The organism is Myxococcus sp. CA040A, from assembly GCF_013336725.1.
In the GTDB taxonomy this organism is placed as follows: Bacteria; Myxococcota; Myxococcia; order Myxococcales; family Myxococcaceae; genus Myxococcus; species Myxococcus llanfairpwllgwyngyllgogerychwyrndrobwllllantysiliogogogochensis.
On record NZ_JABUMR010000008.1, the window covers coordinates 126,428 to 142,742 of the forward strand.

General features: G+C 70.2%; 1 protein-coding gene (only partly in view). It reads right to left on the reverse strand.

Annotated elements, in window-relative coordinates:
• Nucleotides 1-16,315: part of a non-ribosomal peptide synthase/polyketide synthase coding region (locus HUA75_RS33505; RefSeq protein WP_254627899.1), annotated on the reverse strand (this coding region is incomplete at its 3' end). The annotated region continues 12,640 nt past the right edge of the window; the window shows 16,315 of its 28,955 annotated nt.

The window sequence follows — 16,315 nt, forward strand, 5'->3', positions numbered from 1 at the left end:
GCCACCAACTCCGAGGAGAGAGCCTCACCACTGCACACGACGCGGCGCAGGCCCGAGAGCTTCTCGAGTCCCGGCTCCTCCAGGAAGGCGCGGAGCATGGAGGGGACGAAGTGCAGGGTGGAGATGCGCTGCTCGGAGATGAGGCGGACGAGGTAGGCGGGGTCCTGGTGTCCGCCAGGCTTCGCGAGGACGAGGCGAGCACCCGTCATGAGGGGCCAGAAGAACTCCCAGACGGAGACGTCGAAGGAGAAGGGAGTCTTCTGAAGGACGGAGTCGTCGGGAGACAGGCCGTACTGCTGCTGCATCCACAGGAGGCGGTTGACGATGCCGGAGTGGGCATTCATGGCGCCCTTGGGGCGGCCGGTGGAGCCCGAGGTGAAGATGACGTAGGCGAGGGAGTCGGCGCCGGCCAGGGGCGAGGGAGTCGTCGAGGGCTGACGAGAGACAGCGGTCGCGTCGGAGTCCAGGCACAGCACGCGAGAAGCGTGAGGAGGCAGGACGGCCTTGAGGTGCTCGTGGGTGACGAGAACGGGCGCGTCCGCGTCCTCCAGCATTCCGGCGAGGCGCTCGCGGGGGTAGGCCGGGTCCAGGGGGACGTAGGCGGCGCCGGACTTGAGGACGGCGAGGAGCGCGACGACGAGGTCCAGGGAGCGCTCCAGGCAGACACCGACGAGGACGCCGGGACGAGCACCGAGAGAGCGCAGGTGCCAGGCGAGCTGGTTGGCGCGAGAGTCGAGCTGGGAGAAGGAGAGGGAGGAGTCCTCGAAGCGGACGGCCTCCGCGTTGGGAGAACGAAGGACCTGGGCCTCGATGAGCGAGTGCAGGGACACATCGCGCGGGTAGGACTCCGTGCGGCCCTGGAACTCCACCAGCACCTGTCGCCGCTCCTCCTCGCCCATCAGCGGGAGGCGCTGCACCGGCAGGTCCGGTGAGGCCACCACGGTGCGCGCGAGCACGTTGAGGTGCTCGATGAGGCGCTCCATCGTGGCGTCATCGAAGAGCTTCGCGGCGTACTCGAAGCGGCAGGCGAGTTCGCCCTGTCCCTCGACGACTTCCAGGCTCAGGTCGAACTTCGACGTCCCCGTGGCGACGTCGAGCTGGCTCAGCTTGAGCGTCTGATGCGTGGTCTCCGCCGGAGGCGTGTTGATGACGTTGAGGACGACCTGGAAGACCGGCGTGCGGCTCTGGTCTCGCGGCGTCTGGAGCACTTCAATCAATCGCTCGAAGGGCGCGTCCTGGCGCGAGAAGGCCCCCAGCGACTGCTTCTTCACGCGGCCCAGCAGCTCGCGGAAGGTCGGCGTCCCCGTGAGCTGGGAGCGCATGGCCAGGGTGTTGACGAAGCAGCCGATGAGGCCCTCCGTCTCCGGCTGCGTGCGGCCCGCGATGGGGATGCCGATGGCGAAGTCGTCCTGTCCCGCGTGGCGGCCCAGCAACGCCTGGTACAGCGCCAGCATCACCATGAACGACGTCGCGCCTTCCTTGCGGCCCAGCGCGAGCAGGGGCTCCGTCACCTCGCGACTCAGCACGAAGCGCAGGCTGCCACCGTCGTAGGACTGCACCGCCGGACGCGGCCGGTCCACGGGCAGCTCCAGCGCGGGTGCTCCAATGAGCTGGTCCTTCCACCAGCGAATCTGTCCGTCGAGGACCGCGCCCTCCAGCCACTCCCGCTGCCAGACCGCGTAGTCCGCGTACTGCACGGGCAGCTCGGGCAAGGGGTTGGGGATGCCCGCGCTGAAGCACGCGTAGAGCACCGACATCTCTCGCGCGAGCACCAGCGAGCACCATGCATCCGAGATGGCGTGGTGCATGACCATGTTGAGGACGTGGTCCTGTGGCCCCATGCGCAGCAACACCGCGCGGATGACCGGACCTTGCTCCAGGTCGAACGTCCGCGCGCCGTTCTCCTGGCAGCGGCGCATCAGCTCGGCCTCGCGCTCCTCAGGGGTCGCCCCAGCCACTTCCTCCAGCGGCATGGGCAGGCCACCCTTGGGGTGGATGATCTGCACTGCTCCGTTCTCGGTGAGCTGGTACGTGGTCCGCATCACCTCGTGACGCTGCACCAACGTGTTCAGCGCGGCCTGGAGCGCGTCGGTGTCCAGCGGACCGACGAGCCGGAAGCTGGAGCTGTTGTTGTACGCGGTGCTCGTCGGGTCGAGCTGCTGCAGGTACCACAGGCGCTGCTGCGCGAAGGACAGCGGCAACGGCCTGTCGCGCCGTGCCCTCGGAATCCCCGTGGGCGCGGTGGGCACCGTGGCCGTACGGGGCGCGGGGCTCTCGGTCTTCGCGGGTGGCGCCTTGGCCACGGGGGCAGGGGGCTTGGGTACGGAGACCTGGACATTCTCCACGCGTCCATCCGCGCGCAGTCGCGCATGGCGACCCGTGCGGAACACCTGGGACGCGCCTCCCATGGGGTGGGCCACCAGACGACGGCGCTCCTCCTCTTCGGAGCGCCACAGGCCGGAGGGCAGGCCCGCGCCTTCCAGCGCCAGCTCTCCGACGACTCCCACGGGCACGGGGTGGCCCGCGCCGTCGAGAATCCACGGACGGAGGCCCGCGGGGATGCGCTCCTCGGGGCCTCGGGGAACCAGCGCGCCTTCTCGTGCGCCGCCCGCGAGCAAAACCTGGAGTCCCGAGCTCTGATGCAGCGTCGTGGCCAGCTCGGGCGAAGCCCCATCGAGCACCAGGGCTCCCACGGGCCCCAGCGCCTCACGGGCGCCGGGCAGCTCGGTCAGCGTGCGCGCGAGGCGCGCGGACGTGTGCAGGAGGACCTGGCCTGATTGCCGTGCCAGCTCCAGCACCTCGCCTACGCCCTGGTCGCCTTCCACCAAGACCTGCTCGTGGCGCGTGGCGGCCTCTTGCTCCAGGCGCTCTCGGATGGCGGAGAGCTTCTCGAGTCCCTTGAGCACCACGGGCGTCTCGAGCCCGAAGTCGATGAGCGCGGCGATCTCATCCACGTCCGCCACCCTCACGTCGAGCAGGCGCTTGAAGCCGCTCTCCACCGTGCCGATGAGGCCCGTGCCCTTCGCGTGATGCTCGAAGGTGTGCTCCAGGAGGGTGTTGATGTCCTCCTCGGAGACCTTGTCGATTTCACCCTGGTGCCCCTGGGCTGCGAGCAGCGTGGCGGTGATCTCCGCCGAGCTGCGGAAGTAGCCCAGCAGCGGCTTGCGAACCGTGCGAAGGACTTCCTGTTCATCGTCGCCGATGAAGGCGTGCAGCATCACCGTGACGTGGCCTCGGCCCGGGTGGCCGTTGCGACGCCACGCCTCCCGGTAGAGGGCGACCCGCTGCTTCAGCTCGTCGATGGACAGCGCGAGCAGACCGGTGAGCACGCCCGCGCCCACCTCGCCGGCCAGTCGGAATGTCTCCGGATTGCCCACGGCCGTGAGCCAGACGGGCAGCTCCTTCTGCACGGGCTTCGGACGCAGCCCCACCTCCACCGTCACGCCACCACCACCCAGCCGCTTCATCTTCTCGCCCCGCCACAGGGAGCGCAGGGTCGCCAGGTGCTTCATCAGGATGTTGCGGCGGTCCTCGAAGTTGGCCGGAGCGAACGAGAAGTCCGCCACGTGCCAGCCCGTGGCCACCGAGAGGCCCACGCGGCCGCCCGAGAGGTTGTCCACGACGGACCACTGCTCGGCGACCTGCATGGGGTCATGCAGCGGCAGCACCACGCTGCCGGAGCGCAACTGCAGGCGTTTGGTGATGGTGGCCAGCGCCGCGGCGACGACCGCCGGCTGCGGGTAGAGACCGCCGAACGAGTGGAAGTGCCGCTCGGGCGTCCAGACGGCCGAGAAGCCATGGGCATCCGCGAACTTCGCGCCCTCGACGAGCAGCTCGTACTTGGGACCCGTCATCGAGTCCTCATCGTTGGCGAAGTAGATGAGGCTCATGTCCATCGCCTGGGTGCGAGGACCGCCGCCTTGCAGTCGCACCAGTCGCGCGGAGACCTGCTCGGAGGGGAACGCCACGCGCAGACCGCGCGAGAGCGCCCACAACACCTCCAGCTCCGGACGCTCCTCCGACGTGTCGACCGCCGCGAGCCACGTGCCGCCTTCCGACGGACGCAGGCGCTCATCCAGCGCGGTGAACAGCTCCGCCAGGGAGTGATGGTCCAACGTCCACGCCGGCTGGCCCGCGCCCGAAGGCAACAGCCAGGCCGCCGCATCCGCGCGGGCTCCACGTGCGCCCGTGCTCGCGGGAACCGAGGCATCGAGGATATCCTCGAGGTAGAGCGTGCGCGCGGCATCGAGCTTCGAGGAGGTGACGACCCCTCGCCAGGTGATGAGCAGGGGCGTTGCCGCGCCCTGGGGCGCATAGGCCGCGAGCCCACCCAGGTCCGTGGCGCCGAGGGCCACCACCGCGCCGCCGGCTTCGAGGACACCCCAGAGGACCGCCAGCTTCGAAGGGGACGGAGGCAGGCAGACCGCGACAGGGGCTCCGGGATTCAATCCCGTGGCACGCAGTCTCGCGGCGACGTTCTCCGCGCGCCGGGTCAGCTCCGCCCAGGACCAGGACTGGTCCCCGATGATGGCGGCCACGGTGCCCGGGCTCCGCTTCGAGCGCTCAGCGAGTTGGGCCGGAACGGAGGTGGAAACACGCACGGGACGCGGCGCGGGCCAGGTGGCGCGCTCGGTCTCGGTGGCCAGGGGCAGGCGAGAGACGCGCTCATCCGGACGAGCCATCGCGGACGCGAGCAGCACGTGGAGGTGGTCCACCATCCGACCGGCGGTCGCCGCGTCGAACAGCTCCGTGGCGTACTCCAGCGCGCCGTGGACGCGGCCCGACTCGTCACCAAGCACGAGCGTCAAGTCAGACAGCGTGGTGCCCCACTGCACGGGGCCGTCCGGGACTTCGACGATGGAGCCGCGGACCCCGGTCATCTCCAGGGCCGCCGCTCCGCCGCTGATGCCGCTGTGGAACACGAAGACGGTGTCCGTCATGCGCCCACGGCCAATGTCCTTGCCGGGGACGAGTGCTTCTACCAGGTACTCGAAGGGCACGTCCGGACGGGACTGGACCTCGTTGAGTTCCTGGCGCACGCGGTTGAGCAGCTCACGGAACGTCGGGTCGTCCGCGAAGCTGGTGCGGAACGCGGCGGAGTGCGCCACGTATCCGATGAGGGGCAGCAGCTCCGGCCGGGTGCGATTCCCCAGGGGCGTGCCGACGATGATGTCCGTCTGTCCGCTGTAGCGGTGCAGCAAGGTCTGCCACGCGGCGAGCACCAGCATGTACGACGTGAAGCCCTCGCGTTTACCGAACGCGCCCAACTCGCGGGCCAGGGCTCGCGGGAACTCCACGGGCAGGCGCACGGAGGTGAGCGGGCAGCTCGTGGGACGCTTGCGGTCCGTGGCCACCTCGAGCTGACGCGGCATTCCCGCGAGCCGCTGACGCCACCACTGCTCCTGCTCGGGGAAGCGGCCCTCGCGGATGCCCCCGCGCTGCCACGCGCCGAAGTCCGCGTACTGGATGGGCAGGGGAGGCAGGGGCGACGGGCGGCCTTGCTTGAAGGCGCCGTAGAGCTGCACCAGCTCGTTGATGAAGAGCGCGGTGGAGAGCGTGTCGCAGACGACGTGGTGGATGCTGCCCAGCAGCAGGTGGTGCCCAGGCTCCAGCCTGAGCAGTGAGGTCCGGATGACGGGCCCGTTCACCAGGTCGAACGGGAGCATCGCCTCCTCGCGCGCCAGGCGCATGGCCTCGGCTTCGCGCAGCTCGGGCGTGGCTCCGTGTACGTCGACGATGGGGAGGGGGATGTGTACGTCGTGGTGGAACCGCTGGACGGGTCGGCCGTCGACCACGTCATACGTCGTGCGCAGGGCCTCATGCCGTCGGACGACCTCCTGGACCGCGCGCGCCAGCGTGGCCGCGTCCAGATCTCCTTCGAGTCGCAGGACGAAGGGGATGTTGTACGCGGAGAGGCCGGGCAGGTGCTGCTCCAGCCGCCAGACACGTTCCTGGACGAAGGAGAGCGGCAGCTCGGTTGTGCGGGGCAGGGGGACCAGGGGCAGCTCGCGCGTCGGCGCGGCGACGGGGGCCTGCCGCAGCATCGGCTCGATACGCAGAGCGATGCCGGCCACGGTGGGCGCCTCGAACAGCGCCGCCAGGGGGAGCTGCACGCCGAACGCTTCTCGGACCTGGTTGAGAAGCTGCGCGGCCATCAGCGAGTTGCCGCCAATCTCCAGGAAGTCGTCGTCGCGGCCGACGAACTCCAGGCCCAGACGCTCACGCCAGAGTCCCGCGAGTCGCTCCTCGATGGCACCGCGCGGTGCGTCCTCGCGAGTCGGCGTGGCTTCCACGGGCTCCGGCTCGGGAGTCACCGGTGGCGACCGAGGTGCCTCCACTGGCGCCCCGTGGCCGGGTCGGAATCCCGAGGGTTCCAGCGACGCTACCTGGGCTGGCTGGAAGCCTGAGGTCTCCGACGGCGCCACGTGGGCAGGGCGGAAGCCCGCGGACTCACTCTGGACGGCGTGAGTGGGCCGTGAGCCAGCGGGTTCGGACGGGAGTCCGTGCACGGGCGGTGAGCCTGGGGACCCGGCCGGGACTCCGTGGGCGGGCCGGACGCCAGTGGCCTCCGCTGGCACCACGTGAGCAGGTCTGTACCCAGACGACTCCGGCGGAGCAACCAACGCCGGCGGGGGCACGAGTCCCGTCGTCGTCGGACGCCCGGGCTCCGTCCCGGACGCCATGGCTGAGACAGACGGAGGATGCGCGACCGGCGTCGGTGCTCCGGACGCGGCCCTCAGCTGCACGGACTCCGCGACGACCAGGGGCTGCACAGGTGCAGCGCCGGGCTTCGCCTCCACCCAGACGCGCTTCTCCTGGAACGGATACGTGGGCAGATGCAGTCGGTGGCGCTGCTCATGCGCGAAGAAGGCGGACCACTCCACCTCCACACCCTGGGTCCACAGCTCACCCACGGACGCGAGGAGACTCGCGTGCTCGGGCGTTGAGGTCCCCCGGCGCAGCGTGGCGAGCGCCTTCACCCGGTCCTTGTCCTGGCCCAGGGACGCGCGCACCAGCGGCGTCAAATCCTGTCCAGGGCCCACCTCCAGCAACACGCTGCATCCCTCTTCGAGCAGTGCACCCACCGCGTCGGCGAACAACACCGGCTCGCGCATCTGGTCGGCCCAGTACCGAGGCTCGGCCAGCGCCCCGGTCCGCGCCCACGTGCCCGTCACGCTGGACGCGTAGCGCACGGTCGGCTCGGAGCGGCGCAGCGAGGCCACCACCCGCGAGAGTTCGGGCATCAGCGGCTCCACATCCGCCGAGTGGAACGCATGGGGCGCGGGCATCCGCACCACACCGACGTCCCGGCGCTTCAGCGTCTCCTGGAGTTGCTCCACCTCCGCCACGGGGCCCGCGACGACGCAGCGGTCCACCGCGTTGACCGCGGCCAGGGACAGTCGGCCCGACAGCAGCGGCTGCACCTGCGACTCGGGCAGCGCCACCGCGAGCATGGCTCCGGGCGGCATCCGGTGCATCAGCTCGCCTCGGGCCACGGCCAGCTTCAGGCCGTCCTCCAGCGACAACACTCCGGAGACGCAGGCCGCGGCGTACTCACCGAAGCTGTGTCCCAGGACGGCATGGGGCTTCAGGCCCCAGTCCATCCACATCCGCGCGAGCGAGCACTCGACGGTGAACAGCGCCGGCAGCGCGACGCGCGTGTCCGCGAGCAGCGTCGCGTGCTCGGCCTCCTGTCCCGGTGAGGAGGTCAGCAGCGTGCGGACCTGGGCCCGCAGCGCCGGAGTCAGCAGCGCCAGGCACGCCTCGACATGGGCGCGGAACGTGGGCTCGGTGTCGAGCAACTCTCGACCCATGCCCAACTGCTGGCTCCCCTGGCCCGGGAAGATGAAGGCGATGCGGCGCCGACGCGCGGCCTCCGTGTCCTTCACCTTCGTCGGCGTGGAGGGCTTGAGGAGCTGTCGCGTCAGCTCGGCCGCGTCGCGAGCCACCACCACGCGGCGATGCTCGAAGACCTTGCGGCCAACGGCGAGCGTGAAGGCGGCATCCGCCACGGGCAGGGCCTCGGCATGCGCCTCCGCATGGGAGGCGAGCTGCTTCGAGGCCGCATCCAGCGCCTCGGGCGTGCGTGCGGACAGGACGAACAGGTGATGGGTGCGGGAGCTGCTGCCGCTCGGAGACATCGGGGACTCCTCGAGCACGGCGTGGGCGTTGGTGCCGCCAATGCCGAAGGAGCTGACCGCGGCGCGCCGCGGGGTCTCGCTCCTCGGCCACGGCCGAAGGGTGGTGTTGACGAAGAAGGGCGTGGCGTCGAAATCAATCTGCGGATTGGGGCGCTCGAAGTGCAGGCTCGGGGGAATCTCCCCGTGCCGCAGCGACAGCGCGACCTTGATGAGGCCCGCGAGTCCGGCGACGGTGTCCAGGTGGCCGACGTTGGACTTCAACGAGGCCAGGGCGATGGTGCCTCGGTGCTCGGGGCCCAGGCCGTAGGCGCGCTGGAGCGCCGTCACCTCGATGGGGTCTCCCAGTGGGGTCGCCGTGCCGTGCGCCTCCACGTAGCCGATGTCCGAGGCCGGCACGCCGGAGCGCGCGAGCGCCTGGCGGATGACCGCGGACTGTCCCTGCACACTGGGCGCGGTGAAGCCCGACTTGTCGCGCCCGTCGTTGTTGGTCGCCGTCGCGCGAATCACCGCGTAGATGGCATCGCCATCCCGCTCCGCGTCCTCCAGGCGCTTGAGGACGACGCAGGCCACGCCGTTGCCGGAGACGGTGCCCTGCGCCGCCGCGTCGAACGAGCGGCAGTGCCCGTCCGGCGAGAGAATCATTCCCTCCTGGTACACGTAGCCCGTGCGCTGAGGCACCGACAGGCGCGTCGCCCCGGCCATGGCCACGTCGGACATTCCCGCGAGCAGGTTCTGGCAGGCCAGGTGGACCGCCACCAGCCCCGTGGAGCACGCGGTGTGGATGAGGACGCTCTCACCGGTGAGGCCCAGCTTGAAGGATGTCTTCGTGGCCAGGCTCTCGTGAGTGGCCGTGCCGTAGAGCTCGAACAGCGCGGCGCCATCCAGCGGCACCGTGGCGCGCACCGCCTCCGTGTAGCCGGAGTCGATGGCCCCCGCGTACAGGGAGATGGCCCCCGGGAAGCGATCAGGGTCGATGCCCGCGTCTTCCAGCGCCGTCCAGGCCGACTGGAGGAACACGCGCTGCTGCGGGTCCAACCACTGCGCCTCGCGCAGGGACATGTCGAAGAACGCGTGGTCGAAGCGGTCCGCGCCTTCGAGCACGCCCCCCGCCGGGACGAACGCCGGGTGCTGGCTCAGGTCGATGCCCTCGGGGAGGCCGGGCATGCGCTCCAGCTCCTCGGGCTTGAACCAGGTGATGGACTCGATGCCTCCGCGCAGGTTGCGCCAGAACTCGCCCACGGACCTCGCGCCGGGGAAACGTCCCGCCATGCCGATGATGGCGACGGCCCCCGAGGTGGAGGGCTTGGACACGGGGCGCTGAGGCTCGGGCTCGACGTGAGGCGTTGCCGTGGCGGCGGCCTCCGCGCCCTGCTTCTCCAGGGCACGGGCGAGCCCCTGGACGGTGGGGTGTTCGAACAGCCACACCACGGGGAGCGGCTGGCCCAGCTCTTCACGCAAACGCGCGGCGATGCGCACGACGGAGAGCGACGTGCCGCCCAGCTCCTCGAAGAGGTGGTCATGCATGCCGACGCGCTCGGTGCCCAGCTCCTTCGCCCAGATGGCGGAGATGCGCTGCTCCAGCGGATTCGCGGGCTCGACGAAGCGGCCCTGTCGTCCCGTGGACGCGGCATCCGGCTTCGGCAGCGCCTTGCGGTCCACCTTGCCCGTCGAACTCAGCGGCAGCGTGGGCAGCGTGACGATGACCGCCGGCACCATGTACTCGGGCAGCCGCTGGCGCAGCCCCGCGCGCAGGTCGGCCGTGTCCAGCGTCTGGCCCTCCCGCGCGGAGACGTAGGCCACCAGTCGCCTGTCACCGGGGACGTCTTCGCGAACCACGGCGGCGACTTCGTGCACGGCGGGTTGCGAGGCCAGGGCGGCTTCCACTTCGGACAGCTCGATACGGAAGCCGCGGATCTTCACCTGCTGGTCCGTGCGTCCGATGAACTCCAGCACGCCCTCGGCCCGCCAGCGGACGACGTCACCGGTGCGGTAGAGCCGCTCTCCCGGGAGGTTGCCGTAGGGATTCGGGACGAAGCGCTCGGCGGTGAGGTCCGGACGCGACACGTAGCCGCGAGCCACGCCCAGGCCACCGAGGTACAGCTCGCCAGGGACGCCCACGGGCACCAACTGCTGCCGGGCATCCAGGACGTACGCCTGCGTGTTGTCGATGGGCGTTCCAATGGGGAACGACACGCCCGACGGCATCGGCCGCTGGATGGAGAAGGCCGTGGCGATGACCGAGACCTCGGTGGGCCCATAGGCGTTGGTCAGCGAGCCGCGCACCGTGGACAGCGCGCGATGCGCATGGGGCGCCGAGAGGACCTCACCGCCGACGTGAATCTCCTTCAGGCGCTCCAGGATGTCGGGGCGGTGCTCCACGAGCTGCGCGAAGAGGCCCGAGGGCAGGTGCGTGAACGTGACGCCATGCCGCTCCATGACCGCGCCCAGCGTGTCCAGGTCACTGGGGACGGCGTTGGCCGGGTAGATGACCACTCGGCCGCCGTGCAGCAGCGAGGGGCACAGCTCCAACACCGAGCCATCGAACGAAATGGGCGCGAGCAGGATGCTGGTTTCTCGTGCTCCGTACCGCGCGTACCGCTCCGCGTGGCACAGGCGCAGCAGGCCCCGGTTCTCGATGGCCACGCCCTTGGGCCGCCCCGTGCTGCCGGACGTGAAGATGACGTACGCGAGGTTGCGAGGGCCCGCGCCGGAGCTCGGTGGCGTCGTGGGCCATGAGTCCAGCTTCAGGTCCTCCAGGTTCAGGCTCTCCAGTCCCGAGTCAGGGAGGGACAGCCGCTCCCTTAGCGCGCGCGAGGAGACGAGCAGCTTCGGCCGCGCGTCCTCGACCATGAAGGCCAGGCGCTGGGCCGGGTACGCCGCGTCGAGCGGGACGTAGGCGCCACCCGCCTTCATCACGGCGAGGATGGTGACCACCATGTCGAAGCCGCGCTCCAGGCACACGGCGACGAGGACCTCGGGCCCCACACCGCGAGAACGCAGCAGGTGCGCGAGGCGGTTGGCCCGTGCCTCCAGCTCCCTGTACGTCAGCTTCTGTTCGCCGGACTCCAGGGCGATGGCATCGGGGCGCAGGTTCGCCTGTCGCAAGAACCCGTCCACGAACGTGGCATCCGCCGGGAAGGGCCGCACGGTGTCACTCCAGTCGACCACGAGCTGATGGCGCTCGTCCGACGAGAGCAGGTCCAGCGTCCCCAGCGCACGGTCAGGAGTCGCCACCACGGCTTCGAGCAGGTTTCGCAGGTGGCTCGCGAGGCGTGCCACCGTGGGCGCGGTGAACAGCTCTGTGCTGTACTCGATGACGCCACGCAGCCCGTCCGCCTCTTCCACGAGGACGAGGCCGAGGTCGAAGCGCGCGGTGTCGTTGTCCACGTCGAGCTGGCGCAACGTCAGGCCGGGCACGTTCATCGTCGTGGCGGGCGTGTTCTGGAGCGCGAAGACCACCTGCACCAGCGGCGTGCGTCCCAGGTCTCGCTGGGGCTGGAGTTCCTCGACGAGCCGCTCGAAGGGCAGGTCCTGGTGCTCATACGCCGCGAGGGTCGTCTCACGCACCTGGGCGAGCAATGCGCGGAAGGAGTCCTCCGGACGCACCCGTGCGCGCAGCACCAACGTGTTGACGAAGAACCCGACCAGTCCCTCCAGCTCGCCATGGCGGCGGCCCGCGATGGGCGAGCCGACGAGCAGCTCCTCCTGCCGGCTGTAGCGCGAGAGCAGCGTCTGCCACGCGGCCAGCAAGGTCATGAAGGGCGTGGCCCCTGCCTGCCGTCCGAGGGCGACGACGCGATTCACCAGCTCACGAGGAAGCTGGATGGCGTGCGAGGCCCCCTGTGGCGTGCGCAGCGCGGGGCGCGGCAGGTCGGTGGGCAGATCGAGGACGTGAGGCGCGCCTTCGAGTCGCTGCTTCCACCAGGCGACTTCCCTGGCGAGCGTGTCGCCCTGGAGCCACTGGCGCTGCCACGCCGCGAAGTCGACGTACTGCACCGGCAGCGGAGACAGCGCCGGAGCCTTCTGCGCGGAGAAGGCCTCGTAGGCCAACGCCACCTCGCGCACCATCACCGCCAGGGACCAGCCGTCCGAGATGATGTGGTGCATGACGAGCACCAGCACGTGCAGCTCGGAGTCGAGCTTCACCAGCACGGTGCGCAGGAGCGGCCCGGTGCTCAGGTCGAACGGCTGGCTGGCCTCCTCGGCGGCGTACTTGCGCGCCGCGGCCTCGTGCTCCGAAGGCGAGACGTCGGTGAGGTCGGCGAGCGGCAGGGTCCACGGCTTGTGGGGATGGAACGTCTGCGTGGGCTGGCCGTCCTTGAGCGCGAAGGTCGCGCGCAGGGGCTCGTGACGGGAGACGAGGAGGTCCAGCGCCTGCCGCAGCGCCTCGGGATTCAAGGCGCCTTCCAGTCGGACCGCGCCGGACACGTTGTACTGGGTGCCTCCTGGCTGGACCTGGTCCAGCAGCCACAGCCGCTGCTGCGCGAACGACAGCGGCAGCTCCCCGTCGCGAGGAATGGGACGCAGTGGCGGCACCTGCGACGGTGTCGAGCGGAAGAGCATTCCCTCTTCGACAAGCTCCGTGACTCGGGCCACGGTGGGTGCGTCGAAGAGGGCGTGCACGGGGAGTTCGACGCCGAACGTGGTGCGGATGCGAGAGACGAGCTGGGTCGCGAGCAGCGAGTGTCCGCCGAGCGCGAAGAAGTCGTCATGCAGCCCCACGTGCTCGACGCGGAGCAGCTCGCGGAAGGCGCTGGCGACCCGTTGCTGGAAGGGCGTGAGTCGTTCAGGTGCGGTGGGCACGGTGGTTCCAGCCGTGGTCGGTGCCACCGGGGCCGGGAGCGCCTTCCGATCCAGCTTCCCGCTCGGGGACAGCGGGAAGGCCGGGAGGCTCACGAAGGCCGAGGGCACCATGAAGGTGGGGAGTCGGGTCGCCAGGTGGTCCTTCAGCCCGGTCGTGTCGGACGACGCGTACTCCTGGACCACGTAGGCGACGAGGCGCTGGTCGCCGGGGACGTCCTCGCGGACGAGGACGACGGCGTCGCGGACGGAGGGGTGTGAAAGGAGAGCGGCTTCGATGTCACCGAGCTCGATGCGGAAGCCGCGCAGCTTGACCTGGAAGTCGGAGCGGCCGAGGTACTCGAGGGTACCGTCGGGCAGCCAGCGAGCGACGTCGCCGGTGCGGTAGAGGCGGGCCTCGGGAGCGTCGGAGAACGCATCGGGGATGAAGCGCTCGGCGGTGAGCTGGGGCTTGCGCCAGTAGCCGAGGCCGACCTGGGCGCCGCCGATGAAAAGCTCACCAGGGACGCCGATGGGAGTGGGCTGGCCGAGGGAGTCGAAGACGTAGAGGCGGGTGTTGGCGACGGGCCTGCCGATGGGGACGGAGGAGCGAGAGGAGCCGCGAGCGCAGTGGAAGAAGGAGACGTCGACGGCGGCCTCGGTGGGGCCGTAGAGGTTGTGGACTTCCGCGGAGGCGGGCAGGCGCGAGTGGGCGCGGGCCACCAACTCCGAGGAGAGAGCCTCACCACTGCACACGACGCGGCGCAGGCCCGAGAGCTTCTCGAGTCCCGGCTCCTCCAGGAAGGCGCGGAGCATGGAGGGGACGAAGTGCAGGGTGGAGATGCGCTGCTCGGAGATGAGGCGGACGAGGTAGGCGGGGTCCTGGTGTCCGCCAGGCTTCGCGAGGACGAGGCGAGCACCCGTCATGAGGGGCCAGAAGAACTCCCAGACGGAGACGTCGAAGGAGAAGGGAGTCTTCTGAAGGACGGAGTCGTCGGGAGACAGGCCGTACTGCTGCTGCATCCACAGGAGGCGGTTGACGATGCCGGAGTGGGCATTCATGGCGCCCTTGGGGCGGCCGGTGGAGCCCGAGGTGAAGATGACGTAGGCGAGGGAGTCGGCGCCGGCCAGGGGCGAGGGAGTCGTCGAGGGCTGACGAGAGACAGCGGTCGCGTCGGAGTCCAGGCACAGCACGCGAGAAGCGTGAGGAGGCAGGACGGCCTTGAGGTGCTCGTGGGTGACGAGAACGGGCGCGTCCGCGTCCTCCAGCATTCCGGCGAGGCGCTCGCGGGGGTAGGCCGGGTCCAGGGGGACGTAGGCGGCGCCGGACTTGAGGACGGCGAGGAGCGCGACGACGAGGTCCAACGAGCGCTCCAGGCAGACACCGACGAGGACGCCGGGACGAGCACCGAGAGAGCGCAGGTGCCAGGCGAGCTGGTTGGCGCGAGAGTCGAGCTGGGAGAAGGAGAGAGAGGAGTCCTCGAAGCGGACGGCCTCCGAGTTGGGAGAGCGAAGGACCTGGGCCTCGATGAGCGAGTGCAGGGACACGTCGCGCGGGTAGGACTCCGTGCGGCCCTGGAACTCCACCAGCACCTGTCGCCGATCCTCCTCACCCATCAGCGGAAGCTGTCCGATGGGGCTCTTCGCATCGCGAGCCACGGTCTCCAGCAGGACGCGGAAGTGTCGGCCCAGCCGCTCTGCGGAAGCAGGGGAGAACAGGTCGAGACTGAACTCCAACGCGCCGTCGAGTCCGCCGTCCTGCTGCTCCATCAGGGACATCGTGAGGTCGAGCCGCGCGGTGTTCGTCGCGGTCTTCAACACGTCGACCCGGACGCCGGGCAGCGCCGGAGGCTGCATGGGCGCGTTCTGCAACGCGAACATGACCTGGATGAGCGGAGACCTGCGGCCCTCGCGCTCGCCGCCGAGCGACTCCACGAGCTGGTCGAACGGGACGTCCTGGTGGACGTACGCGGCCAGCGACTCCTCACGGACTCGCGCCACCAGCTCCGTGAAGGTCGGGTTGCCATCGACGCGGGCTCGCAGCACCAGCGTGTTGACGAAGAAGCCGATGAGCGGCTCCAGCTCTGCTCGGGTGCGCTGGGCCACGGGGCTTCCGATGCAGAAGTCCTGCTGCCCGGAGTAGCGCGACAGCAACACCTCGAACGCGGCGAGCAGGACCATGAACAGCGTGGCCCCTTCGGCGCGAGCCAGCTTCTCCAGCTCCGCCACCAGCTCCGGGGGCAGCGTGAAGAAGTGACTGCCACCCCGAATCGTCCGCGTCGCGGGACGCACGGTGTCCGCCGGAAGCTCCAGCGCGGGAGCCCCGACGAAGCGGGCGCGCAGGGATTCGAGCTGTCCCTGGATGCCCTCGGAGCGCACCCACTGCCGCTGCCACGCCGCGAAGTCCGCGTACTGCACGGGCAGCTCGGGCAAGGTGGGCTCACGGCCCTCGGCGATGGCCTCGTAGAGCGCGGCCACCTCTCGCACCAGCACTCCCATGGACCAGCCGTCCGAGACGATGTGGTGCATGCACAGCAACAGGATGTGCTCGGTGGGCTCGGTACGGACGAGCACCGTGCGCAGCATCGGACCGGTCTGGAGGTCGAACCGGTGATGCGCCTCCTCGACCATCCGAGCGCGGAGCGCGGTCTCGCGCGCTGCGGGAGCCAGCGTGCTCAGGTCCTCCACGGGCAGGGACCAGCGCGTCGGCGCGGGTTGGATGCGCTGGAACGGAAGTCCTTCACGGGCGAGGAAGGTCGTGCGGAGCACCTCGTGCCGGAGGACCAGCGCGGCGAAGGTCTGCCTCAACACGTCCACGTCGAGCGCGCCGGACATCTTCAGCGCCACGGGCACGTTGTAGACGGCCTGGCCCGGCTGGAGCTGTTCCAGGAGCCACAGGCGCTGCTGGGCGAAGGACAGGGGCATCGCCTCGTCACGGGCCACCGTCAGCAGCGGCGGCATCGCCGTGCGCGAGGCGTGCAGCATGAGCGCCTCGATTCGCTGCGCCAGCCCCGCCAGCGTGGGGGCCTCGAACAACACGCGCAGCGGCAGGTCCACGTCGAGCCGCGCGCGCACCCGTGTCACCAACTGCGTGGCCAGCAGGGAGTGGCCACCCAGCTCGAAGAAGTCGTCGTCCGGACCCACCCGGTCCACCTTCAGCACCTCGCGGAACAGGGCCGCGAGCTGCTGCTGGAGGAGGGGGAGGGCATCCTCGGAGACAGGCGAGGACGAGGACACTTCCGGCGTCGGCAGCGCCTTGCGGTCCACCTTGCCGTTGGGGGACAGGGGCAGGGCGTCGAGCGCGACGAACGCCGTCGGCACCATGTACTCCGGCAACTGACGACGCAGGTGCTCACGCAGGGCGCCGCTCTCCAGCGTCGCGGGCACCACGTACG